This is a genomic window from Rhizobium sp. CC-YZS058 (assembly GCF_034720595.1).
Taxonomy (GTDB): Bacteria; Pseudomonadota; Alphaproteobacteria; order Rhizobiales; family Rhizobiaceae; genus Ferranicluibacter.
This window is the reverse complement of the sequence record NZ_JAYESJ010000001.1, coordinates 4070552-4093951: the sequence shown is the minus strand read 5'-3', so window position 1 is coordinate 4093951 and position 23400 is coordinate 4070552. Positions and strand designations below refer to the sequence as shown.

20 protein-coding genes and 1 pseudogene are annotated in these 23400 nt (G+C 65.6%); 11 read left to right on the top strand and 10 right to left on the bottom strand.

The features are described from left to right. Window position 1: 1 nt before the first annotated feature. The 4 genes and pseudogenes from U8330_RS19440 to U8330_RS19425 form a co-directional block, all read right to left on the bottom strand. Complete coding sequence (locus U8330_RS19440; protein ID WP_323106903.1) at window positions 2-1255, bottom strand: Xaa-Pro peptidase family protein; 1254 nt, start codon at window positions 1253-1255, stop codon at window positions 2-4. Between the two features lie 45 nt (window positions 1256-1300). Then, a complete protein-coding gene (locus U8330_RS19435) occupies window positions 1301-2296 on the bottom strand; it encodes an MDR family oxidoreductase (RefSeq protein WP_323106902.1) in 996 nt (331 codons plus the stop codon). A gap of 250 nt (window positions 2297-2546) precedes the next feature. Next, a pseudogene (locus tag U8330_RS19430) lies at window positions 2547-3920 on the bottom strand (sensor histidine kinase); the annotation flags it as partial. Further along, complete coding sequence (locus U8330_RS19425; protein WP_323106901.1) at window positions 3917-4612, bottom strand: response regulator transcription factor; 696 nt, start codon at window positions 4610-4612, stop codon at window positions 3917-3919. The gene U8330_RS19425 and the pseudogene U8330_RS19430, both read right to left, overlap by 4 nt. A gap of 82 nt (window positions 4613-4694) precedes the next feature. Between U8330_RS19425 and U8330_RS19420 the strand changes: the two genes are divergently transcribed. The 5 genes from U8330_RS19420 (at window position 4695) to U8330_RS19400 (ending at window position 9379) form a co-directional block, all read left to right on the top strand. Next, entirely contained in the window at window positions 4695-5759 is a 1065-nt protein-coding gene (locus U8330_RS19420; RefSeq protein ID WP_323106900.1) for an ABC transporter substrate-binding protein, read from the top strand. 326 nt (window positions 5760-6085) lie between these two features. Further along, the gene (locus tag U8330_RS19415; RefSeq protein WP_323106899.1) at window positions 6086-7030 is read left to right on the top strand and encodes a tripartite tricarboxylate transporter substrate binding protein; all 945 of its coding nucleotides are present in this window, start codon (window positions 6086-6088) and stop codon (window positions 7028-7030) included. After that, window positions 7027-7521, top strand: a complete 495-nt coding sequence (locus U8330_RS19410; RefSeq protein ID WP_323106898.1) for a tripartite tricarboxylate transporter TctB family protein — start codon at window positions 7027-7029, stop codon at window positions 7519-7521. Before U8330_RS19415 ends, U8330_RS19410 begins: the two co-directional genes overlap by 4 nt. A 10-nt stretch (window positions 7522-7531) precedes the next feature. Continuing rightward, a complete protein-coding gene (locus U8330_RS19405; protein ID WP_323106897.1) occupies window positions 7532-9049 on the top strand; it encodes a tripartite tricarboxylate transporter permease in 1518 nt (505 codons plus the stop codon). Window positions 9050-9217: 168 nt separating this feature from the next. Continuing rightward, entirely contained in the window at window positions 9218-9379 is a 162-nt protein-coding gene (locus U8330_RS19400) for a hypothetical protein (RefSeq protein WP_323106896.1), read from the top strand. Window positions 9380-9589: 210 nt separating this feature from the next. Here U8330_RS19400 and U8330_RS19395 read toward each other — a convergent pair whose 3' ends face one another. Continuing rightward, on the bottom strand, window positions 9590-10684 hold the full coding sequence (locus U8330_RS19395; RefSeq protein WP_323106895.1) for a DUF475 domain-containing protein: 1095 nt from the start codon (window positions 10682-10684) through the stop codon (window positions 9590-9592). Between the two features lie 483 nt (window positions 10685-11167). Here U8330_RS19395 and U8330_RS19390 point away from each other — a divergent pair, with 483 nt between their 5' ends. The 6 genes from U8330_RS19390 to phnN all read left to right on the top strand — a co-directional run bounded on the left by U8330_RS19390 (window position 11168) and on the right by phnN (window position 16380). Then, window positions 11168-12082, top strand: a complete 915-nt coding sequence (locus U8330_RS19390; protein WP_323106894.1) for a DMT family transporter — start codon at window positions 11168-11170, stop codon at window positions 12080-12082. 113 nt (window positions 12083-12195) lie between these two features. After that, window positions 12196-13236, top strand: coding sequence for a class II fructose-bisphosphate aldolase (gene fba / locus U8330_RS19385; protein ID WP_323106893.1), 1041 nt, complete (start codon window positions 12196-12198; stop codon window positions 13234-13236). Window positions 13237-13252: 16 nt separating this feature from the next. After that, window positions 13253-13780 carry a gluconokinase gene (locus U8330_RS19380; RefSeq protein WP_323106892.1) on the top strand — a complete coding sequence of 176 codons (528 nt, stop codon included), beginning with the start codon at window positions 13253-13255 and terminating at the stop codon, window positions 13778-13780. 162 nt (window positions 13781-13942) lie between these two features. Next, the gene (locus tag U8330_RS19375; protein ID WP_323106891.1) at window positions 13943-14647 is read left to right on the top strand and encodes a DUF1045 domain-containing protein; all 705 of its coding nucleotides are present in this window, start codon (window positions 13943-13945) and stop codon (window positions 14645-14647) included. Then, complete coding sequence (locus U8330_RS19370; RefSeq protein ID WP_323106890.1) at window positions 14648-15790, top strand: alpha-D-ribose 1-methylphosphonate 5-triphosphate diphosphatase; 1143 nt, start codon at window positions 14648-14650, stop codon at window positions 15788-15790. Further along, on the top strand, window positions 15787-16380 hold the full coding sequence (gene phnN, locus U8330_RS19365) for a phosphonate metabolism protein/1,5-bisphosphokinase (PRPP-forming) PhnN (protein WP_323106889.1): 594 nt from the start codon (window positions 15787-15789) through the stop codon (window positions 16378-16380). Before U8330_RS19370 ends, phnN begins: the two co-directional genes overlap by 4 nt. Window positions 16381-16385: 5 nt before the next feature. Here the strand turns inward: phnN and U8330_RS19360 are convergent, their stop codons facing one another. The 5 genes from U8330_RS19360 to U8330_RS19340 all read right to left on the bottom strand — a co-directional run bounded on the left by U8330_RS19360 (window position 16386) and on the right by U8330_RS19340 (window position 23387). After that, the gene (locus tag U8330_RS19360; protein ID WP_323106888.1) at window positions 16386-17369 is read right to left on the bottom strand and encodes a lipid A biosynthesis lauroyl acyltransferase; all 984 of its coding nucleotides are present in this window, start codon (window positions 17367-17369) and stop codon (window positions 16386-16388) included. 4 nt (window positions 17370-17373) lie between these two features. Beyond that, complete coding sequence (locus U8330_RS19355) at window positions 17374-18789, bottom strand: cytochrome P450 (RefSeq protein WP_323106886.1); 1416 nt, start codon at window positions 18787-18789, stop codon at window positions 17374-17376. 165 nt (window positions 18790-18954) lie between these two features. Further along, window positions 18955-20487 (bottom strand): aldehyde dehydrogenase family protein, encoded by a 1533-nt coding sequence (locus tag U8330_RS19350; protein WP_323106885.1) that lies wholly within the window; start codon window positions 20485-20487, stop codon window positions 18955-18957. Window positions 20488-20571: 84 nt separating this feature from the next. Beyond that, window positions 20572-21993, bottom strand: coding sequence for an FAD-binding oxidoreductase (locus U8330_RS19345; RefSeq protein WP_323106883.1), 1422 nt, complete (start codon window positions 21991-21993; stop codon window positions 20572-20574). Next, window positions 21990-23387, bottom strand: a complete 1398-nt coding sequence (locus U8330_RS19340) for a VOC family protein (RefSeq protein ID WP_323106882.1) — start codon at window positions 23385-23387, stop codon at window positions 21990-21992. The genes U8330_RS19345 and U8330_RS19340 overlap by 4 nt, the downstream gene beginning before the upstream one ends. Between the last annotated feature and the right edge of the window lie 13 nt (window positions 23388-23400).

Here is a 23400-nt window from a genome sequence, read left to right as displayed (position 1 = left end):
CTCAGACAGACACGAGACCGGTCGGCAATTGGTTCATCGTCTCATGGCCCGCATCCGTCACCAAAAGCTGGTTCTCGATGATCAGCCCGCCCAGCCCGTCGACGTAGAAAGGGGTTTCATAGGCGAGCACCATGCCCGGCTCGAGCACGACGTCCGAGGTCGCCGAGAAGAACGGCCACTCCTCGCTTCCGAGACTGAAGCCGAGGCCGTGGCCGAAATGACCACGGCTGAAGCCAGGCAGCCCCGCGCGCGCCATGGCCTCCGTCGCCGCCTGGTGGATTACCCGCATCTCGACCCCCGGCTGGATCAGGGCAAGCCCCGCCTCGAAGGCGCTTTGTAAGGCACCGAACACCCGTTCCTGCAGCGGCGTCGGCGCGCCGCAGACGAAGGTTCGTCCGGTATCGGATGTATAGCCGGCAATGAGGCAGCCGACATCCACCTTGATCAGGTCACCCGGCGCGACCACGCCGCCTGGCGCCCAAGGTTGATCGCCAACCGAGATATAATCCCAAAGCCCCGTCAGCACGCCTCCTTCCGGTGCGGCGGCCGCAGCAGCCTGAACGCCCTGTCGCCAGGCGACCGCAAGGTCGGCCTGCCGCACGCCGGGCCGGATCTCGGACTGCAAGGCCTCGATCCCGGCTTCTGCGAGACCAACGGCCTTGCGCAGATAGCCGATCTCGCGCGTCGACTTGACCATCTTCAGGCGCCGGAGCACGTCGCTGCCGTCGAGGAGACTGGCCTGCGGCAGAGCCGCCTGCACCCGTGCGAAATCGGTCAGCGACAGCGTATCGAATTCGAGGCCGATACGGCCCGAGGCGAGGCCGCGTGCGGCGAGAAGATCGGCGGCACCGCGCAGGCCAGCCTGCGCATCGAAGGTCTCCGGGCGGGCAAAGCCGGAATTTCGTCCCGCACGACGAAACGCCTCGGCGAAGAGGCTTTCCATCGGCAGATCTCTCGTCTCTCCCAGTCCGCGAATATCCGCCGTCTCCACCCAAAGAGGGACGAGGCGCAGATCGGTGACCGGACTGGCCGCGCGAAAGGCGGTTTCGAAGAGGTCGCTGACCACGGCACCGATTTCGATCGTCGGATCGGCCGGCACCAAGGCCGCGACCGCGCCTGCCCGACGCCACATGGTACCGACGCCAGCCGGCGCGCCCGTGGCATAGGAAAAGCTTTCTGGGGAGAGAAGCAGAAGTGCGTCGAGGCCGGCCGCCGCCATCAGGCGCGCTGCGCGATCCCGGTCGAGAAAGGTCATGACGATGGTTCCTTCACAGGGATACGGCGCCCAACGGCAGGAGGCTCATGTCGCAACATCGATCACCACGCGGCCCCGGATTCGGCCATTGACGATCTCTTCAGCCAGCGCCTCGATCCGGGACAGGGGCTCAATCCGGACCATGCTGTCGAAATGGCGGCGATCGAAGCTTTCGGCAAGCAGCCCCCAGGCCCGCGCCCGCCTCTCCTGCGGCGCCATCACCGAATCGATGCCGAGAAGCGCGACGCCGCGCAGGATATGCGGCATGACGGTGGCGGGAAGATCCGCACCGCCCGCCAGACCACAGGCAGCTACAGCGCCGCCATAGGCGGTTTGTGCCAGAACATTGGCCAGAGTGACGGAGCCGACGCTGTCGACGGCACCCGCCCACCGCTCTTTCTGCAAGGGTCCGCCTTTTTCGAGAAGCGCGGCGCGGTCGATCGTCTCGCTTGCCCCGAGCGAGAGGAGATAGTCACGCGTTTCCGCCCGTCCCGTGGACGCGGTGACGGCGTAGCCGCGGCTTGCCAGAAGCGCGACCGCGACCGAGCCGACACCGCCGGCGGCCCCCGTGACCAGAACCGGGCGAGCGTCCGTCTTGATCAAGCCCCAGTCCTCAAGGGCGGCAACGGCAAGAGCGGCCGTATAGCCGGCTGTTCCGAGCGCCATGGTTTCTTCAAGCGAGAAACCTTCCGGGCGGCGCGTCAGCCATTCCGGCTTCAGGCGTTGATAGCGCGAATAGCCGCCCCATTCGGTTTCGGAAAGACCCCAGCCATTGACGATCACCGCGTCACCGGGTTTCCAGGCGGGATCGCGCGAGTCCACCACCACGCCTGCAAGATCGAGCCCGGCCACCATGGGCAGCCGGCGGGCGATCCGCCCACGACCGGTCACGGCCAGCCCATCCTTGTAGTTGACCGTCGAGTATTGAATCTCCACCAGCACCGGATACGGCGGCAGATCGTCGAGGGAGAGGGTGGCGAATCCGGCTTTGGTTCCCTTGCCGGCATCTTCGATCATCAGCGCTCTGAAAGGTTCAGTCATCCTGTCTCTCCTCTAGTGGTCTGATTTTGACATTTGCTACCGCTTGCTGAACCCTCGGGAGCAAATGTCAAAATCATAAAGACCACTAGCTAAGTTTATGCTTCTAGTGGAATTTACGAATTTGACATTTGATCCTCGAGATCGCTGCAGTTGGGTATCAAATGTCAAATTCATTCCACTAGGCTCCGCCATGGGTCGCAGCCAGCGGCGTGGCCGTCAATTCATCTCTGTCCCGATCGGGCTTTTTGATCGCGGCCAAAGGGAAGACGACACGTGCCTTCAGGCCCCGCTCTCCCGCGCCACTCTCCAGCTCCAGCCGGGCCCCGAAACGGGCGGCGATTTCCTCGACAATCGGCAGGCCGAGGCCGAGGCCCGGGCGATCGCTGTCCCCGCGGGCAAAGCGCTGGCGCACCGCTGCCAGCCGTTCGGGCGCGATTCCCGGTCCGTCGTCCTCCACCTCCAGCACGGCGCCCGGCAGGACGCGCACCGTTACCTCCGCGCCGTGGCCGGCATAGGCGATGGCGTTCTCGACCAGATTGCCGAGCAGTTCGCCGACGAGCAGCGGCTCGGCCGAGACCATCACCGGCGCATCTCCTTCAAAGCCCAGATCGATGCCGGCCTCGGCCGCACCGGGCACATGGTCCGCCGTCAGGTCGCGCGCCAGAGCCGAAAGATCGATGACCGGCAGGACCTCCGCGCCGCCCGAGCGCCCGGCATCGATTTTGGCCAGAAGCAGCAGCTGGGTGAGAATGCGCTCCGCATGGCCAACGGCCTCATCCGCACGAGCAACCGAGGCGCGCATGGCTGCCGGATGCTCGGCCCTTGCAGCCAGCGCCAGTTCGGTGCGTACGATGGCAAGCGGCGTGCGCAGCTGGTGTCCGGCATTGCCGGAGAAATGGCGCAGGGCGTCGAGCGCCGATTTCAGGCGCACCATGAAGGAGTTGACCGTTTCCACGAGCCCTTCGACCTCGCGCGGCACGGCCTGGTCGATCGGATGCAGATCATCCGGGCTGCGCTCGGCGATCGCATCGCTCAGCCGATAGAGCGGGCGCAGCGAAAGGGTGACCGCAACCCAGACGATGCCGGCCGAACCGAGGATGAGCAGGCCGAGCCGAAGGGCCGAGCGAACCAGCAGGGTCTGGGCAAGCTGCTTGCGCGCCGCCGTCGTCTCCGCCACCGTCACGATGAAGGGAACCGAATTGATGCCGGTCGAGGCCGAGCGTTCGAGCGCAGCGATGCGGATCGGCTCGCCCCGGAACTCCGCATCGAGATAGATCGCCTGACGCCCCTCCATCTCGGCCACGGCCGGCAGGCTCTGATAGCCAGTGATGAAGCGGCCGGGCGGACCGTCAACCCGGTAGAACACCCGGTCCTGAGCGGCAGAGGTCAGCATTTCCAGCGCCACATAGGGCACATCCACCTGCAACGCCCCATCTTCGCCCACCACCACCCGGTCGGCGATCGCCAGCGCCGAGCCGGCCAGCACCCGATCGGACACGGCATTGGCGGTCTTGACCGCTTCGCGGTAGGTGTCCAACAGGGCAGCCGAGCCCAGGACAACGGTGGCAAGAAGCAGCCAGGCGAGCAGCCGGCGGCGCAGGGAATAGGCCGCGGGCCGGCTCATTCCGCGTCCCCGGCCTGCATGTCCGGCGTCTGCCTTTCCAGGTAGTAGCCGATGCCGCGGGCGGTGCGCACGGTCAAACCATAGGCGGCCAGCCTCTTCCTCAGCCGGCTGACATATTGCTCGATCGCATTGGCGCTCAGATCGTCGTCGAAACCGGTCAACGACTGCATGATCGCGTCCTTCGACACCACCTTGCCGGCGCGCATGATCAGAACCTCCAGAAGTCCGGTCTCCCGCAGGGGCAGATCGAGCGTCTGGCCGGCGGCGGAGAAGGTGCGGGAGGTGAGATCGAGCGAGAGCGGCCCGAAGGTGACGAGCGAGGAGCGCAGGCCCGCCTGGCGACGCAGGAGCACCCGCACCCGCGCCTCGAACTCCGCCACGTCGAAGGGCTTGATCATGTAGTCGTCGGCGCCGAGATCGAGCCCCCGCACCTTGTCCTCGGCGCTGCCACGCGCCGTCAGGATCAGGACGGCGGCCTTGTTCTGTCGCGCGCGCAGGGACCGCAGCACGTCGAGCCCATCCATCTCCGGCAAGGTCAGGTCGAGGATGACGAGATCGAACCGCTCGGTGGCGGCCACCGCCTCGGCCGAGGCGCCATCCCCCACGACATCGACCGCATAGCCGCTGCCGCGCAGAATGGCGGCAAGGCCGTCCGACAACGCCTTGTTATCCTCGACAAGCAGAATTCTCACACGGCGTCCTCTTCCCTTGCGGGAAACTCTAGCCTCTTGCAGGCCGCTTGTGAACGGCGCCCGCTTGGCGCAAAGTCGGACGATGCGTAGCCTTGCCTTCGTCCTGACATGTCTTGCGGCCGTACCGGCTCTGGCCGAGCCCATTCGCCTGCCCGCACGATCGGGAGAGGCGAGTGCGCCGCTTCTGCGGGTCTATTCCTCTTTGGACGAGCCGCTCGCCCGCCCGATGATCGATGGCTTCCAGGCTGCAAACCCGGATGTGGCGGTCGAGTATGAAGACATGCTGACCGGCGAGATCTACGACCGGATCGTCGCCGAGACGGATGCCGGCGGGAAGACCGCCGACTTCGCCTTTTCCTCTGCCATGGATCTGCAGGTCAAGCTCACGAATGACGGCTATGCCCAGCCGAGCGCCCTTCCCTTGAGCGGCGCCTGGCCGGCCTGGGCGAACTGGCGCAACACGGCCTATGCGCTGACCTTCGAACCGGCGGTCTTCGTCTATCACAAGCCGAGCTTTGCCGGCCGCAAGCCGCCCTCCACCCGGGCCGAGCTGGTGCACTATCTGGCGGAGATGGGCGAGAAGGCCTTCGGGCGCATCGGCACCTATGACATCGACCGCTCCGGTGTCGGCTTCCTCTTCATGGCAAGGGACCAGGAGCAGTTCGGCGATATCTGGTCGGTGATTCGTGCCATGGGTGCCGCCGGGGTCAAGCTCTACTCCACCAGCACGGCCATTCTGGAGCGCGTCTCGGATGGCCGCTTCCTGATCGGCTACAATATCGTCGGTTCCTATGCCGCCGATTGGGCCACCCACCACCCCGATCTCGGCATCGTTCTGCCAACGGACTACACCGTCGTCATGTCGAGGATCGGATTGGTGCCGCAGGCGGCCAACCGGCCCGACCTCGGGCGGCGCTACCTCGATTTCTTCATGTCGGCGGAGGGGCAGACCATCATGGCGCGCGAGCTGCACATCGCGGCCGTCAACCCTGCAGTTGCCGGCAGCAACACGGTAAGCGGCATGCAGGCCCAGCTCGGCACGCAGCTGCGGCCGGTTCCGGTCAGCCCCGGACTGATGGTCTATCTGGACCAGGTCAAGCGTGCCCGGCTGATTGCGCGGTGGAACGAGGCACTGCGCCTGCAATAGACCCCCGCGCCGACCTCAGCGGGTGTGCCAAGGCAGTGGACTTGGTTGGTTAAACTTGACAGAGTCGGTGCGCGTGACACGGGCATCACCACCGCCCGTCCAGAGGATCTCCGGTCGAATGTCAGGTGGATGTCAGCTTGATGTGGTGGCTTGGAGACTGTCGCATATCCCGTGGAGGCGGGCGCGACGACGTTTTGGAGGAGTATCGCGGCGAACTTCGGGTGTCTGTCGGCGGATCATGTCCGCATGCGCCTGGCCGTCTCTTCTCCCGTTCATGACAAACGAAGCAGCGCCCGAATGAGACGGCGCCGATGGAGGAGTTGACCTTGAAGCATTTTCTGATCGCATCCCTGATTGCCGGCGCCATGGCCCTTCCGGCCTCTGCCGCAGACTACACGATCATCGCCCCGGCAAACCCGGGCGGCGGCTGGGACCAGACGGCCCGCTCCATGCAGGCCGCCATGCAGCAGGAAGGCATTTCCGGCAATGTCCAGGTGCAGAACGTGCCCGGCGCCGGCGGAACGATCGGCCTTGCCCAGTTCGCCAGCCAGTCGGCCGGCAATCCCGGCGCCCTGCTCGTCGGCGGTTATGTGATGGTCGGCGCGATCCTCACCAACAAGTCGCCCGTCTCGCTCAAGGATGTCGAGCCGATCGCGCGTCTCACCGGCGAATATGAAGCCGTCGTCGTTCCGGCCTCCTCTCCGATCCAGTCGATGGGCGATCTCGTCGAGGCGCTGAAGAAGGATCCGGGTGCCGTCTCCTGGGGCGGCGGCTCGGCAGGCGGTACGGACCACATTGCCGTAGGCCTGATCGCCAAGGCAGCCGGCGTCGACCCGACCAAGATCAACTACATCGCCTTCTCCGGCGGTGGCGAGGCTCTGGCCGCCATTCTCGGCAGCCAGGTGACCGCCGGCGTTTCCGGCTACGGCGAATTCGAATCGCAGATCAAGTCCGGGACGCTGCGCCTTCTCGCCGTCACCAGCCCGGAGCGGATCGCGGGCGTCGACGCCCCGACGCTGAAGGAAGCCGGCCTCGATGTCGCGATCGAAAACTGGCGCATGGTTGCTGCTGCGCCGGGTCTTTCGGACGAGCAGAAGAAGGCCGTTTCGGCCGACATCGAAAAGCTCGTCAAGTCGGCTGCCTGGCAGGAAACGCTGAAGACCAAGGGCTGGCAGGACAGCTACCTTGCCGGCGACGCCTTCAAGGCGCAGCTCGACAAGGACATCGCCGCCACCGAAACCGTGCTCAAAGACATCGGTCTCGTTCAATGAGCGATCTTCGTCGCTCCCACGACGCCGGTCAGCGCCGCCCCGATGGGGTGGCGCTTGCCGTTGCGGTTTTCCTGGCCGGCCTTGCGGCCCTGATCTTCTGGGACACCTCGCGCCTTTCCGCCTTGCCGAACTATTCGCGCATCGGCCCGGCCACCGTTCCCTTCGTCATCGCCGTCTGCCTGGTCGGGTTGGCGATCTGGACCGCGATCGCCGCCTTTCGGCGCGACTTCCCCGTCCGCGAGCGGCAGGAAATTTCCCCCGTGGCCTGGATTGTCGGCGGTCTCGTCCTGCAATTGCTGCTCCTCAAGCCGCTCGGCTTCTCGATCGCCACCGGCCTGCTCTTCGCGCTGACCGCCGCCGGCTTCGGCAAGCGCAAGCTCTGGATCACCATTCCCGTCGGTATCGTGCTCTGTCTCGGCGTCTGGCTGATCTTTGCCGGCCTGCTGCAGCTCTCCCTGCCCGCCGGGCCGCTCGAACACCTGTTCCGCTGAAAGTTTCGCCATGACGACGTTCGACTTTCTTCTGCAGGGGCTCATGGTCGCCATGCAGCCCATGAACCTGCTCTATGCGCTGATCGGCGTGACGCTCGGCACCGCCGTCGGCGTGCTGCCCGGCATTGGCCCGGCGCTGACGGTGGCCCTGCTCCTGCCGGTCACCTATCGGCTCGATCCCGCCGGCTCGCTGATCATGTTCGCCGGCATCTATTATGGCGGCATGTATGGCGGTTCGACCACCTCGATCCTGCTCAACACGCCGGGAGAAAGTTCGTCGATCGTCACCGCGCTCGAAGGCAACAAGATGGCGCGAAAGGGGCGCGGCGGACCGGCACTCGCGACCGCGGCGATCGGCTCCTTCGTGGCCGGCCTCATCGCCACCATCGGCCTCGCCTTCATCGCCCCTTTCATCGTCAAGCTGGCACTGGTCTTCGGGCCGCGCGAATATTTCGCACTGATGGTGCTCGCCTTCGTCACCGTCTCCTCCGCCTTCGGCGATTCGACGCTGCGCGGGCTGACCTCGCTGTTCATCGGCTTCGCGCTGGCCATCATCGGCATCGACCAGCTGAGCGGCCAGGCGCGCTTGAGCTTCGGCGTGCCGGACCTTCTCGACGGCGTCGAGGTGACGACGCTGGCGGTCGCCATGTTCGCGATCGGCGAGACGCTTTACATCGCGGCGCAGGGCGACACCGGTGAAGAGAAGGTCGAAGCCGTGCGCGGTTCGGTCTGGATGAACGCCCAGGACTGGGCGCGCTCCTGGAAGGCCTGGCTGCGCGGCACCGTCATCGGCTTCCCGATCGGCGCCATGCCGGCCGGCGGCGCCGAGATCGGCACCTTCCTCTCCTACGCTGCCGAGAAGCGCCTGACCAAATATCCGGAAGAGTTCGGCCATGGCGCGATCGAGGGCGTGGCGGGACCCGAAGCCGCCAACAACGCTTCGGCCGCCGGCACGCTGGTGCCGCTGCTGACGCTCGGCCTGCCGACCACCGCCACGGCGGCGATCATGCTGGCGGGCTTCCAGCAATATGGTCTCCAGCCGGGCCCGCTGCTGTTCGCCACCAATCCGCAGCTCGTCTGGGGCCTCATTGCCAGCCTGCTCATCGCCAACTTCATGCTGCTGGTGCTGAACCTGCCGCTGGTCGGCCTTTGGGTCAAACTCCTGACCATCCCGAAGCCCTGGCTCTATTCCGGCATCCTGCTGTTTGCGACGCTGGGCACGATCGGCGCCAACCCGTCCGTCTTCGAGCTCGGCATGCTGCTCGCCTTCGGCCTGCTCGGCTACGGCATGCGCATTCTCGGCTATCCCATCGCGCCCGTCGTCGTGGGACTGATCCTCGGGCCGCTTGCCGAACAGCAGCTGCGCCGGGCGCTCGCCATCAGCCAGGGCGATCCGACGGTGCTCTTCACCTCGCCGATCGCCGCGGTACTGCTCCTGATTGCGTTTGCGGCTCTGGTCGTTCCGCTGATCCTGCGCGCACGCGGACGTGGTCAGGTGCTCTCGCAGCTTGCCGCCAGCGAAGACTGAAGGCGTCCGGAATCTAAACGATTGAAAAGGCCGCGCATTCCGAGAGGTGTGCGCGGCCTTTTCTGTCGGCCTGCTCTCCATGCATGGCTGCCGTGCCAAGACTCGCATTGCAACCTTGAGCAACCAGGCCCATCTTCCCCTCAGACAAGAGATCAGGAGATTGAGATCATGACTGCCAAGCGCAACTTCTTCGGTCGGGCCTTTGCCGTCCTCGGCGCCGCTTCTGCCGCCGCCGCCGCCGTCGAAGGTGGCCGCAAGCCCCGTGCCCGCGACCTCACCACGCTCGGCATCGACCCGGCCAGCTTCCCGGCTGCCAACCGCCGCGCCTAAGCGCCGTCCGGCAAGAACATGATGATTGACCCTGGGGCATGATGCACCAGGGACGAGAAGCCCGCGGATCATGAAGACCTCGCGGGTTTTTTCGTTTCTGGTCTGACTGCTCCAGCGGTCGGCTTGCTCAGCGCGTATCAAAAACCCGCGGACGTTTGACGTCCGCGGGTCTTCATTCGGTGGCGGTCTAGACGCGAACCGGTAGCCTGTTCAGACCCCCGCGTGGGTGCCGACCGGATGGTGGCGCTTGTTGTACTGGATCGACGACCAGAGCGCGATGCCGATCAGGGTCGCCCCGCCAAGGCCGGTGATGACCTCCGGAATATGCACCAGCGTCTGCACATACATGATCACCGACAGGATAAGGATCGCGTAGAAGGCGCCGTGTTCCAGATAGCGATATTCGGCAAGCGTCCCCTTCTCCACCAGCATGATCGTCATGGAGCGCACATACATGGCGCCGATGCCGAGACCGATGGCGATGATGAACAGGTTCTGCGTCAGCGCGAAAGCGCCGATCACGCCGTCGAAGGAGAAGCTCGCATCGAGCACTTCGAGGTAGATGAAGGCGCCGAGACCGCCCTTGGCCGCCTCGCTCATCGTCCGCTGCTGGGCATCGAGGAAGCCGCCCAGCACTTCGACCGCCAGGAAGGTGACGAGGCCATAGATGGCCGAGAAGACGAAGGTGGTCGATTCCACCTCCGGCGTCGCCGTATCATCCGGAATGATCGAGGAGAAGCCGAGGATCAGGATCAGCACGAAGGCGATCTCGATCCCCTTGATGCTGGCCGCTTCCGACAGCCGCCGCTCGATCGGCTTGATCCAGTGGATCTCCTTCTCGTGGTCGAAGAAGTAGGAAAGGCCGACCATCATCAGGAAGGTGCCGCCAAAGGCTGCGATCGGCAGATGCGCCTCGTTCATGATCCGCGCATATTCATCCGGCCGCGCGGCTGCGAGAATGATCGCATCGACCGGGCCGATGCCGGCGGCGATCACCACGATCAGCAGCGGAAAGACGATGCGCATGCCGAAGACCGCGATGAGAATGCCCCAGGTCAGGAACCGGTGCTGCCATTCCGGCGTCATGTCCTTGAGCTTGTTGGCATTGACGATGGCATTGTCGAAGGAGAGCGAGATCTCCAGCACGGCCAGGACCGCGCAGATGAAGAAGACGGTGGCCATTCCCGACAGCGTACCGCTGTCGTTCCAGCCGAGCCAGCCGCCGAGCACGAGGCCGACGATGGTGACGATGAAGGCCCATTTGAAATAGCCGAGCGTGGTGGTCTGCGAAACAGGCTGGCTCATGGCTGCACCCTCCCGCAGAGACGCGGGCCGGACGGCCTTGAGTGATAAGGATGTTCGGCATGCGGCACGCGGCGCGCATGCACAGGAGATGTGCTGTTGTTCGTCATGGGGATGTTATCCGCCGGCTGATTGCGCTGGCGGTACCGACATCGCGAGAGCGCCGTAAGACTCTCGCCAGAGGGGCCCGGCACCAAGTTCTCCCCGCGCGCGGTGTCGTGCTGTTTAGAATGCGCGGGTGGTTCTTATGTGACCGAGCCGGCGATTTCGTCAAGGGCTGCGGATAGCTTGGTACGCCACCGCTGACCCATTCATGCCAAAAGCTGATGGGTTGATCGTCTTTGGCGGCTGGATTGCGTGGGCCCGCTGTGTCAAGCAGAGCCCAAGTTCGCTTGCCACCAGAATGCCTCACGCCCGAGCTCGGCTTCGGCATCGGCCGGAGCGCAACGATCCCTCCAGCGACCGTTTTCTTCAAGGCCGAGGCCCATGACCATCGACACCAGCGCGCCTGCCCGGCCCGACACCACCGCCCGCACCGGGATCCTCTTGATGCTGCTCAGCATGCTGATGTTCTCGCTCAACGACGTGATGGGCAAGGTGCTGGTGGAAAGCCTCTCCGTCAGCCAGTTGATGACGATCCGCAGCCTGGCTGCCCTGATCGTTCTCCTGCCCTTCGTGCTGCGGCGGGGCGTCATGAGCCTGTTCCGAGTCGAGCGGCCGGCCTTGCAGGCGCTGCGCGCCCTGCTTTTCGCTGTCGATGCATCCTCCTTCTACTATGCAGTCGGCTTCATGCCGCTTGCCGATGCCATGACCTATTGGCTGGCCGCGCCGATCTATGTCGCAGCCATGTCCCCCTTCATGCTGGGCGAGAAGGTCGGCTGGCGGCGGTGGACGGCGATCCTGGTCGGGTTTCTCGGCGTGCTCATTGCCCTGTCGCCCTCGCGCGAGACGCTGTCGCTGCCGGCCTTGACCGCCTTGTTCGGCAGCGCCTGCTTTTCGGTCGCCGTCATGCTCGGCCGAACGCTGCGGGCGACGCCGGATCTGACGCTCGTCTTCTGGCAGTTCTTCGGCGCGCTGGTCTTTTCGGTGGGCGGCCTCGCGCTCCACCCGTCAGGCTGGGTTCCGGTGGAAGCGACCGCGCTTCTCGCCCCTGCCCTGCTCGGTATCGTCGCCATGCTCGCCCATGCGCTCAGCAACCGCTCGCTCAAGCTGGCCGACGCCGCGACCGTCGTTCCGCTTCATTATACGCTGCTGTTCTGGGCGGTCATTTTCGGCTGGATCTTCTTCGGGGATACGCCGCGGCTCGCCTCCATCATCGGCGCCGGATTGATCGTCGCCTCCGGCCTGTTCATTTTCTTCCGCGAACTCGAACTCAAACGTCAGGGCCGGCTGCAGGCCTGACGGCAGATGCACGATTTGAATGCTTTTGCATTGCCAAAGGCAGCCCGCGCTTTAAGGTAAGCCACGAGAGAGGGCCGCCGGCGACGGAGCGGCCGACGGGAGCGGAGGACATTATGGGGTTGATCACCTTACGGCAGTTGCTCGATCACGCAGGCGAAAACGGCTATGCCGTACCGGCCTTCAACGTCAACAATCTGGAATATGTCCAGGCCGTGATGCGTGCGGCGGAGGCAACCGATTCGCCGGTGATCCTCCAGGCGAGCCGCGGCGCGCGCTCCTATGCCGGCGACGGCTTCCTGCGTCATCTCATTCTCGGCGCGGCGGAGGAATATCCGCATATCCCCGTCTGCCTCCATCTCGACCACGGCGATCAGCCTTCCACCTGCGTGTCGGCGATCACCAACGGCTTCACCTCGGTGATGATGGACGGCTCGCTTCTGGCCGATGGCAAGACGGTGGCAAGCTACGAGTACAATGTGGGCGTCACCGCCGATGTGGTGCGCATCGCCCATGCGGCTGGAGCCTCGGTGGAAGGCGAACTGGGCAATCTCGGCAATCTCGAGACCGGAGCGGGCGACAAGGAAGACGGGCACGGCTTCGAAGGCAAGCTGACCCGCGAGGAGCTGCTGACTGATCCGGACCAGGCCCGCGATTTCGTGGAAAAGACCGGCGTCGACGCGCTGGCCGTGGCGATCGGCACCAGCCATGGCGCCTACAAGTTCACCCGCCCGCCGGATGGCGAAATCCTTTCGATCGAGACCATCGCCAAGATCAACAAGGCGATCCCGAACACGCATCTCGTCATGCACGGCTCGTCCTCCGTTCCGCAGGATCTGCAGGACCTGTTCACGGCCTATGGCGGCGAGATGAAGCAGACCTGGGGCGTGCCGGTGTCGGAAATCCAGAAGGCCATCCCGCTCGGGGTGCGCAAGGTCAATATCGACACCGACCTGCGCCTCGCCATGACCGGCACGATCCGCAAATGCTTCCGCGAGAAGCCGACGGATTTCGACCCGCGCACCTATCTGAAGCCCTCGACCGCCTTGATGAGCCAGGTATGCCGCGAACGCTTCGAAGCCTTCGGCACCGCCGGCCACGCCTCGAAGATCCGCGTCAAGCGCCTGGCCGAAATGGCCAAGTTCTACGCTGCGTGAGGAGGACCGCCTCGTAATGGCGCAGAAGGAAGAACCCCAGGGGCCGATCGTGGTCATGGGGGTCAGCGGTTGCGGGAAGAGCTCGGTCGGTCTCGGGATCGCCACGGCTCTCGGTCTCGATTTCGTCGAGGGTGACGCGCTGCATCCGCCGGAAAACATCGCCCTGATGTCGGCCGGTATTCCGCTGACCGACGCGGATCGCTGGCCCTGGCTCGACAGGGTGGCCGCACGGCTTGCCGAGGCGAGAGAGGGGCGCGGTGTCGTTGTCTCCTGTTCTGCCCTGAAACGCAGCTATCGCGATCGGCTGCGGGCCGGCGCCGGGCGTCCCCTGCGATTCGTCTTTCTCACCGGCAGCCGCGCGGTGCTTGAAAGCCGCATGGGCCACCGAACCGGCCATTTCATGCCCACCTCCCTGCTCGACAGCCAGCTCGCCACACTGGAACCGCCGACCGGCGAGCCGCTGGTCGTCACCGTTGATATCGATCGTCCGCTGACTGCGGTGATCGAACAGGCGCTGGATGGGCTTGGCAACCCGAAGGCCTGATATGCCCGCCGTCATGCCTGCGTCATGAAAGGATGAGAGGCAGCAGCGCAGGACGGTCGGGACCGGATCGGCGATTGCAATCGCGGTGCGAATCCCTTCTCAGTCGTCTTCCCCCTCCCCTGCAGGCAGAGCCGCGCCGGGGCCAAGCCGATCGAGGTTGCCATGCGCTATGCGCTTTACTTTTCCCCGCCGAAGGACGATCCGCTGACTTTGGCGGCGGTCGCCTGGCTCGGCCGCGATGCCTTTCTGGCCGGACAGGTCGCTCCGACGGACATCGATGGTTTCACCCGGGAAGAGATCGGCGCATTGACCGCGGAGCCGCGGCGCTATGGCTTTCATGCGACGCTCAAGGCTCCGTTCAGCCTGGCAGCGGGGCGCAGCGAGGCTGATCTGCTGGAGGCCATGGACGAGTTTGCCGCCGAGAGCGCGCCTTTCGAGATCCCTCAGCTGACGCTGGACGCACTCGGTCCGTTCTTCGCCCTTGTCCCCGGCGCACCCTGCCCTGCACTCGATCGCTTTGCCGCCGAAACGGTGCGCCGCTTCGAGCCCTTTCGGGCTGCCTTGTCGGACGAAGACGTGGCGCGGCGCAACCCGGAGCGCCTGACGCCGACGCAGAGAGGAAATCTCGAAAGCTGGGGCTACCCCTATGTGTTCGACGAGTTCCGCTTCCACATGACCTTGACCGGCCCCGTGCCGGAGGAGCGGCGCGCGGCGGTGCGCGCCGTGCTCGAGGAAGCCTTTGCCGGCTTCCTCGGTCGGCCGCTTGCCGTCACCGCCCTTGCCCTTTTTACCGAAGAGCGGCGCGGCGCGCCCTTCGCCGTCCATTCGCTGATGCCGCTTGGCGATGCCGAAACAGGAGAACTTTGAGTGCCGCAGGAGCAAGTCTACACCAATGCCCGGATCGTCCTGGAGGACCAGATCGTCGAGGGATCGCTTCTCGTTCGCGAGGGGCGGATCGTCGAAATCCAGCCGGGTCCGGCCACGGGCGGTGAGGATCTTGGCGGGGATTACCTGATCCCCGGCCTGGTGGAACTGCACACCGACCATCTGGAAAGCCATTATTCGCCCCGTCCCGGCCTGCGCTGGGGGAAGATGGCGGCGATCCAGGCCTATGACACGCAGATTGCCGGCTCCGGCATCACCACGGTCTTCGACTGCCTGCGGCTCGGGAGCGATGATGACGGCGATGGCTTCAAGACTGGCGAGATGCGGGCCATGGCCGATGCGCTGGCCGAGGCTACTGGCGAAAACCGGCTGCGCGCCGAGCATCGCATTCATCTGCGCTGCGAGGTGTCGATGGACAATGTGCTCGATCAGTTCGACGCCTTTCGCGACGATCCGCAGGTTGGCCTGATCTCCTTGATGGACCATGCCCCCGGCCAGCGTCAGTTCCAGACGATGGACCAGTATATCTTCTACTACAAGACGAAGCGCGGCTTGAGCGACGAGGCGTTTGCCGTCTTCGTCGAGCGCCAGCTCGACCTGTCCGCCCGCAACTCCGCCCGCCATCGTGCGACCCTCAGCGCGCTCTGCGCAGAGCGCGGCATTCCGGTGGCCAGCCATGACGACGCCACGACAGCGCATGTCGAGGAGTCGATTGCGCTTGGCGTGCGGCTGGCAGAATTCCCGACGAGCCTGGAGGCGGCAACTCTGTCGCACGAGGCGGGCCTCAGCGTGCTCATGGGGGCGCCGAATGTGGTTCGCGGCGGCTCTCATTCCGGCAATATCGCCGCTGCTGACCTGGCCCGGCATGGCGTGCTCGACGTGCTTTCTTCCGATTATGTCCCTTTCAGCCTGATTCACGCTCCCTTCCTGCTTGCCGACGAGATCGACACGCTGAGCCTGCCTGCGGCCATCGCCATGGTCACCTCGACGCCGGCCAAAACGGTGGGGCTCGACGATCGCGGCCGGATCGCCCCGGGATTGAAGGCCGATCTCGTGCGTGTCGAGCGCCGGTCCGACGTTCCGATCGTCCGGGGCGTTTGGCGCGATGGGAGAAGAGTGGCATGAGCAGGCCGCAACAGGGCGTGATGATCGTCGTCGTCGGCCCGAGCGGCGCCGGCAAGGACAGCGTGATCGCCGACGCCCTGCATCGGCTCGAAGGCCGCTTGGCCGTCACGCTGGTTCGCCGCGCCATCACCCGCCCTGCCGATGCCGGCGGCGAGGCGCACGAAGCCATGTCGCCGGACGACTTCCGGGCGCGCGACGCGCAGGGCGGTTTTGCGGTGGCCTGGCAGGCTCATGGTCTGGCCTATGGCATTCCGGCTGAGACCATCGCCGCCTGCGAAGAGGGGCAGACGCTGATCGCCAATGGCAGCCGGGCGGTGCTCGCCCGCTTCGAGGCCGTCTATCCGAGGCTCGCCATCGTCAATATCGTCGCCAGGCCGGACATCATCGCCGAGCGGCTCGCCAGTCGCGGCCGGGAGAGCGCCGCCGAGATCCGCCGCCGGCTGGAGCGGCAGGTGCTGGAATGCGAAACGCGGCTGGGAATGACGACGATCGACAATAGCGGTCCGCTGCATGAGGCTGGCGAGCGCCTGGCCGAGTTCGTGCTGTCGCTTTCCTCAACGGACGGCACCGGTGCCGCATCGGCCCGCTGATCCCGTCACAATCCGCTGTCGAGGAAATACCACTGATCGAGATGGGCGCGCACGATCGGCTCGATCAGGGCATTGAGACGCACCACATCGTCGAGGAGCGCTGACTCCGGATCGCTCGTCTCCGGCAAATGAAAGGGTGAGCCGGCCCTGACGTGGAAGCGGGTGGCGCCGTGCCGCTCCACATGAATGGGGCAGAGCGCGGCCCCTGTCAGGCGCGCAAGGCGGGCCACGAGAGCGAGGTTTCCCTCCAGATGCGGCGGGCGACCGAGAAACGGGCCTCGGATGCGGCCCTGCAGCCCCTCGTCGCAAAAGATGATCACGGTTCCACCCGCCTGCAGGCGCTTTAGAGCAGGGCGGACGGCCGCGCGCCCGGGCGGCAGCAGATCGATGCCCGCTCGTCGCCGCACATGCCGCGCGATCCAGTGGCGCACGGGGCTTTTCGGCGGCGCGTAATTGAGCGCAGCCCGTATTCCGAGACGACTGACCACAGGCCAGATCAGCTCCCAATTCCCCGTATGCACGCCCATCAGGATGAGCGGGCCGCGGGCCACGGCCTCTGCAATGCCTCGTTCACCCTCGACCGTGACCCGGCGGCGATCACCCGCCATGCGGTTGACGACGGAAAACTCGGTCATCAGCCGACCCTGATTTTCCCAGTTGCGACGCATCAGGGCGTCTCGCTCGGAAGACGTCGCATCCGGCATCAATCGCGCAAGGTTGGCACGGGTGCGGGCGATTGCGGTCTTGTGCCAGCGGGGAAAGGCGAAAGCGCCGAGCCGCGCGCCGAGATCGGAGCAGAGGCGGGCGGGCAGGAGTTTCATGAGGAAGAACAGCGCGAGATCCGCTCCTTCCTTCGCGATTCCAAGGGTCCAGTAGCGCAGAAAGGCGCGACGGGCCGCTCCGCCCGCACGGAAGGCGGCAAGATCCGGCACGGGCGCCGGCGCATAGGTCCAGGCCCGTCGCTCGGTCGTTCGCTCGCGCTTGACCAAGGTGTCAGCCCCGCCGATGCAGCGTCACGGGCATGCCGCCGCGCGGACGCAGCGTCAACCGGCACTGCGGCTCGACCTTGACCGTTTCCGGCACGCGCAGGACGAAGCGCTGCGCGAGGATCGCCAGGCACAGGATCGCCTCGTTCAGCCCGAACTGGAGGCCGGGGCAGACGCGCGGGCCGCTGGCGAAGGGAATGTAGCTATAGGGCGTGGGCCGCGGCGCCCCGGTCAGGAACCGCTCGGGCTTGAACTGATGGGCATCCTTGAAGAAGGCTTCGGTGCGATGCAGGAGCCAAGGCACGATGAGGATCAGCGAGGCGGGCTTGACGTCGATGTCGCCGATCCGGTCGGCCTCCTTGGCCTGGCGGGCGAGAATGGGAACCGGGGGATACAGGCGCAGCGTCTCCTCGATCACCGCCCGGCACCAGTCGAGCGCCGGCAGGTCGTCGAGCGTCGGGGCCCGGTTTCCGCAGACGCGGGCGATCTCCTCATGCAGGGCCCGTTCGACCCAGGGCGCGCGGGCGAGCAGATACCAGGCCCAGGTGAGCGTCGCCGCCGTGGTCTCGTGCCCGGCCATGAAGATCGTCGCCGCCTCGTTGCGCAGCGCCACAACATCCAGCTTGAGCTCGGGATTGCGCTCCTGGCGGCGCACAAGCAGTTCCACCATCGAATTATGGTCGCCGCGCCCGGCCAGGTGATCCTCGACCACCTTGTCGATGATCGTGTGGATGCGCTCGACCGACTGCTTCAACTTACGTGACCGGCGCACCGGCAGGCCCTCGTCGAAGCCGAGGAAATAGCCGATATTGATGCTGTCGATCAGCGATTGATAGCGCTCGAACCCTTCGGTCACGGCACCCGCAGCCTCCTCGCCGAGATCATTGCCGAAGACCGAACGGGAGATGATCTCGGCCGTCAGCCCGGCCATTTCGAACAGCGCATTGACCGGCGCGCCATCTGGCAGGCCTGACCAGCGCTCGGCAAGCTCGCTCGCCGTCGTTTCCATGATCTTGCCGAAGACCGGCAGGCGGTTCTTGTGGACGATGTCGTTGACCAGGGGCCGGCGCTGCTTCCAGGTCTCACCATCGGAGATGAACAGGCCGTCGCCGAGGAGGAACTCCAGAGCTCGGCGCATCTGCGGCGTCTTGCGCTCGAAGTTTTCGTGCCGCTTGGCGACCACATAGCGGATCGCCTCGGGTGAATTGACCACGACCAGCTGCCGCTTGAAGAGCGAGATCGAGGAGATGCGATCGGTATAGTCGCTCTCGCGCCAGACCGAGAGAAAATCATGCCGGGCCTGCAGCAGAAGCTGCAGCGGCTTGCCGGGCCGGCCGGCATAATAGGCGGAATGGGCGGGTTCGAAACTCTGCGCCGAGCGCGTCTCGACGATGGTCGTCGTCGGCCTCAGACTGGCGAACATGGATATGCGATCCCTCGAGCCTGTCCGGCCACGGCGGATCGTGCCGCCTGAACCGAACGTGAGCGCTGCTTTCGGCGGCGCGGTTCGGGTCGAAATAACAGGATTTGCCGCGGCGCGCAAAAGCTGTTGCGCGCCGCGGCCGAGCCTTGCGAGACTGTGACCGGATCAGTCGATGTCGAAGGAGACGCCCTGGGCGAGCGGCAGAGCCTTCGAATAATTTACGGTGTTGGTTGCCCGGCGCATATAGGCCTTCCAGGCATCCGAGCCGGATTCGCGGCCGCCGCCGGTTTCCTTCTCGCCACCGAAGGCGCCGCCGATTTCGGCACCGGAGGTGCCGATGTTGACATTGGCAATGCCGCAATCGGAGCCGTCGGAGGCCAGGAACCGTTCGGATTCCTGCATGTCACGGGTAAAGATCGAGGAGGAGAGACCGGCGGCCACCGCATTGTGCTGCGCCAGCGCCGCGTCGAAATCGCTGTACTTCATCACATAGAGGATCGGCGCGAAGGTTTCTTCGAGGACCGGGCCTTCCTGGGCGGGCATCTCGACCAGCGCCGGCTTGACGTAGTAGCCCTTCTCGAAGCCGAGATCGACGCGCTCGCCACCGGTGACCGCGCCGCCATGCGCCTTCGCCTCTTCGAGCGCCTTCTGCATGCCGGCAAAGGCCTGCTTGTCGACCAGCGGGCCGACAAGAGCCGAGGAGGTCAGCGGATTGCCGACGGAGACGCTCTGATAGGCCTTCTTGAGACGCGGCAGCAGCGCATCGTAGACGCTTTCATGCACGAAGAGGCGGCGCAATGTGGTGCAGCGCTGGCCGGCCGTGCCCATGGCGCCGAAGGCGATGGCGCGCAGCGCCATGTCGAGATCGGCGGACGGGCAGACGATGCCGCCATTGTTGCCGCCGAGTTCAAGAATGGCCCGTGCAAAACGCTTGGCGAGCCGCGGACCGACTTCGCGGCCCATGCGGGTGGAGCCGGTGGCGGAGACGAGCGGAACCTTGGGATGATCGACGAGGACTTCGCCGATGGCGCGATCACCGATCAGCACCTGAGATAGTCCCTCGGGCGCCTCGCCGAAGCGCTTCAGCGCCTTTTCGAGAATTGCCTGGCAGGCAAGCGCGGTCAGCGGCGTCTTCTCGGACGGCTTCCAGACGACGGCATCGCCGCAGACAAGCGCCAGCGCGGCATTCCAGGACCAGACGGCGACGGGGAAGTTGAAGGCGGAGATGATGCCGACGACGCCGAGCGGATGCCAGGTTTCCATCATCCGGTGGCCAGGGCGTTCGGTGGCAATCGTCAGGCCGTAGAGCTGGCGGGAGAGACCGACCGCGAAATCGCAGATGTCGATCATTTCCTGCACTTCACCCAGGCCTTCGGACGGGATCTTGCCGGCCTCGAGCGAGACCAGACGGCCGAGATCGGCCTTGTGCGCCCGCAACTCCTCGCCGAGCAGGCGAACCAGCTCGCCACGGCGCGGGGCCGGAACCAGGCGCCAGGCCTTGAAGGCCTCATGCGCTGCGTCGATCTGCGCGCCGGCGGCCGCAGCATCGACCGTCTTCAGCCGGGCGATCTCCTCGCCGGTCACCGGAGAGAAGGACGGCATGTCACCGCCCGTATAGAGCGCGGCTTCGACGCCGAGCCGGCCGAGCAGGGACTTGGTTTCCGAGACGAGGTCGAAGGGCTGGGTGGCGATGGTCATGGAAAACTCCTTGAAACGTAGAGAAGAAGAGCGGGATCCGGGCAGACTGCCCGCCAAACCCGCCCTGCGTTGATCGGTGGGCTCTCAGCCGAAGCGCACGGTGCCGAGCGCACCGGGCGAGAGGATCGGTTTCAGCCCGGCCGCGAGCGTCTTCAGCCGGGCCGGCGTGTAGAGATCGTAATAATGCTGGTTCTTGCGGCCGATCGCGTGTTCGGCGCTGAAACTGCCGCCGAATTCCTCGACCGTCACGGCATAGACCCAATCGCGCAGCGCCTTTTCGAGCGACCCGTCCGCCAGGCCGTCACTCTCCGGCGGAACGACCAGGTTCAGGTGCACGCCACCATCGCCGATATGGCCGAAATCGCAGATGGTCACCTGCGGGAAGCGCGAAGGCATCTCCTCCTTCATGCGCGTGCAGAAGCGCATGATGTCGCCGCGGGCAAAGGCGACGTCGAAGGCGATCAGCCGGCCGGAATGCTTGACGCCTTCCGACAAAGCATGGCGCAGCGCCCACATTTCCTGCGGCGGGCCGACGAAGGCATCGGCAAGCAGCGCTGCCTCGTCCTCGAAGATCGCGCCCAGCACGGCCTCCATTACCGTTTCAAGGCTCTCCTCCCCCTCGCGCGGGGCGGAGGTTCGGCTCAGTTCGGCAAGAATGACGTAATCCGGAACATGACCGCCCTGGAACGGGTTGCGGAGCGCCGGAACATGGGCAAGCGCCGCGCGGATGGCGGGCGCGGACATGCCTTCGAAGGCGGAGAGCATGTCGCCCAGCCGCTCCTCCATCATCCGCAGCAGCGGCATGACCGCATCGGCGCTGGACGGCACCAGATAGGCAGCCGCACTTTGCTGCGGCAGTCGCTCCAGGTTGAGGATGCACTCGGTGACGATGCCGAAGACACCGGAGGTGCCGATGAAGATCTGCTTCCAGTCGATGCCGGTGTTGTTCTTGCGCAGCGGCGATCCGAGGGTCAGAACCGAGCCCTCCGCATCGGCCAGTACCACGGTCAGGCCGAGCACGTTTTGCCGCACATCACCGTATTTCAGGAAGCGCGAGCCGCCGGTGTTGGTGGCAATCATGCCGCCGATCCTCGGATCCGCGCCGAGATCGATCGGGAAGAACAGCCCCTCGGCCTCCAGCCGCCGGTTGACCTCCGAAAGCGTGAAGCCGGCATCGAGCCGGACCGAGCGATTGTCGGCATCCAGCGCGAACTGCTTTGCCATCCGGTCGAGGCTGAGCACGATGGCTTCGCCGCTCATATCCGGCGTCGAGCCGGAGACGAGGCCGGTATTGCCCGACTGAGGCACCAGCGCGAGACCGTTCGTCACGCAATAGGCGACGGCTGCGGATACCTCCGCGGTCGAGCGCGGACGGAGAACTGCCATCGCCTGGCCCGCATCGTAGCGCGCTCCGGTGACATAGGCTGCCATGGCAGAGGGCTCGGTGAGGACGTCGCCCTCTCCGAGCAGACCGCGCAAGGCGGCAAGATGGACGTCTCGGCTCACTCAGCGGCCTCGGCATGGGCCGCACCGGAGCGGCAGGCCTCGAGCGAGGCGGCCTCGATGGCGGCATAGTGATCGAATTCGTCGAGAACGCTCTGCCCGAGATCGGTTTCGAAGCGCTTCTGGCTGGGGCTCGCGGTGAAATCCTGCGCCGCGGCATCGCCGAGGTTCGACTGGAAGATGCCGGCGGCGCTGACGGGGAGAAAGTCCTCGTAGACGATCGGATCGGCCTGGATCAGACCCTCGGCAAGCAGCGCATCGACGCTGCCGGTCGAAAGATCGGCGCCTCGGCCCAACTCGGTCGGGCTGTAGCGGAAATAGCCGAGCCCTTCGGCGCGAATCTCCTCCCAGCTGTCCGGGAAGGTTGCAAAAGCACTGGCAAGGGCGGCCTCATAGGCACGCGCATTCGACCCATCGGCGGCGGGACGCACGATCTTGCGGGACTCCTCAAGCAGCCGGTCATAGAGCGCGCGGCCCTTGGGGGTCAGGGCGATGCCGCGCTGCTCGATTTCCCCGAACCGGGCCGTGTGCGATCCCGGCTGCCAGGTGCCGTCCGTGCCCTGGAAGGAGACCGGCTCGTCCAGCGCCTTGAACGAGGTCTGGCGAAGGAGGATCGGGCAGGCGCGGGTCGGCGGTCCCTCGATCACGGCCTTCGGCTCGATGCCGCGCGCCGGCATCCGTGCCTGGACGGCATCGATATCGAGCGTGCGCGGGGTGAGGTGATTGATATGCGGCCCCTTGAAGGAGACGACATCGGCGATCAGCCGGTGCGTGTCGTGCAGACGGCGATACATCTCTGGGCTGACGATGGCCTTGTCATGCCAGCGGAAGGTTTCCAGCACCGCTTCGACGAAGCGCGTCGCCTCTTCGGCAGACAGGCCGCCTTCGGCCTCGGCCCTCTCTGTCAGTGCGATGGCTTCGGGCGTGAAGATCTGGCGTTCGGACAGAATGCGCTCCGCCTCGGCCCGTAGCGCCGTGTCCTCGATTAGGTCGAGCCGCAGCAGCGAGGTGAAGACACGGAAGGGATTGCCGCTCAGCGCCGCGGCGCCGACGGGCCGGAAGGCCGTGGAATGAACCGGGACGCCGGCAGTGCTCAAATCGTAGTAGCCGACCGGCATCATGCCCATGACGGCGAAAACGCGCCGCATCATGGCGAGCTCGGAGGGGAGGCCGAGGCGGATTGCCCCGTGTCGCTCGTCGGAAATGCGCGACAGCTGATCCGTCTCCGCAAGACGCGCCGCGAGATCTGGGTCCTTCGCCAGCGCCTCGGCATTGACCTCGGCCACGAGGTCCATCAGCGTGCCGTAAGCCGGCACTTCGCTGCGGTACATGGCGGACATGGCGGCGGAAAAGGCCGAGCGGATATCGTCGCTCGAAACGACGGTCTTCTCTTTCATGACGGCAAGCCTC

Excerpts from the sequence above, each read along its gene's own strand:
- U8330_RS19395 (WP_323106895.1), bottom strand. The coding sequence starts at position 10,684 with ATGAGCCAGCCTGTTTCGCAGACCACCACGCTCGGCTATTTCAAATGG.
- phnN (WP_323106889.1), top strand. The coding sequence starts at position 15,787 with ATGAGCAGGCCGCAACAGGGCGTGATGATCGTCGTCGTCGGCCCGAGC.
- U8330_RS19350 (WP_323106885.1), bottom strand. The coding sequence starts at position 20,487 with ATGACCATCGCCACCCAGCCCTTCGACCTCGTCTCGGAAACCAAGTCC.
- fba (WP_323106893.1), top strand. The coding sequence starts at position 12,196 with ATGGGGTTGATCACCTTACGGCAGTTGCTCGATCACGCAGGCGAAAAC.
- U8330_RS19440 (WP_323106903.1), bottom strand. The coding sequence starts at position 1,255 with ATGACCTTTCTCGACCGGGATCGCGCAGCGCGCCTGATGGCGGCGGCC.
- U8330_RS19355 (WP_323106886.1), bottom strand. The coding sequence starts at position 18,789 with ATGTTCGCCAGTCTGAGGCCGACGACGACCATCGTCGAGACGCGCTCG.
- U8330_RS19340 (WP_323106882.1), bottom strand. The coding sequence starts at position 23,387 with ATGAAAGAGAAGACCGTCGTTTCGAGCGACGATATCCGCTCGGCCTTT.
- U8330_RS19420 (WP_323106900.1), top strand. The coding sequence starts at position 4,695 with ATGCGTAGCCTTGCCTTCGTCCTGACATGTCTTGCGGCCGTACCGGCT.
- U8330_RS19380 (WP_323106892.1), top strand. The coding sequence starts at position 13,253 with ATGGCGCAGAAGGAAGAACCCCAGGGGCCGATCGTGGTCATGGGGGTC.
- U8330_RS19410 (WP_323106898.1), top strand. The coding sequence starts at position 7,027 with ATGAGCGATCTTCGTCGCTCCCACGACGCCGGTCAGCGCCGCCCCGAT.
- U8330_RS19375 (WP_323106891.1), top strand. The coding sequence starts at position 13,943 with ATGCGCTATGCGCTTTACTTTTCCCCGCCGAAGGACGATCCGCTGACT.
- U8330_RS19400 (WP_323106896.1), top strand. The coding sequence starts at position 9,218 with ATGACTGCCAAGCGCAACTTCTTCGGTCGGGCCTTTGCCGTCCTCGGC.
- U8330_RS19390 (WP_323106894.1), top strand. The coding sequence starts at position 11,168 with ATGACCATCGACACCAGCGCGCCTGCCCGGCCCGACACCACCGCCCGC.
- U8330_RS19405 (WP_323106897.1), top strand. The coding sequence starts at position 7,532 with ATGACGACGTTCGACTTTCTTCTGCAGGGGCTCATGGTCGCCATGCAG.
- U8330_RS19435 (WP_323106902.1), bottom strand. The coding sequence starts at position 2,296 with ATGACTGAACCTTTCAGAGCGCTGATGATCGAAGATGCCGGCAAGGGA.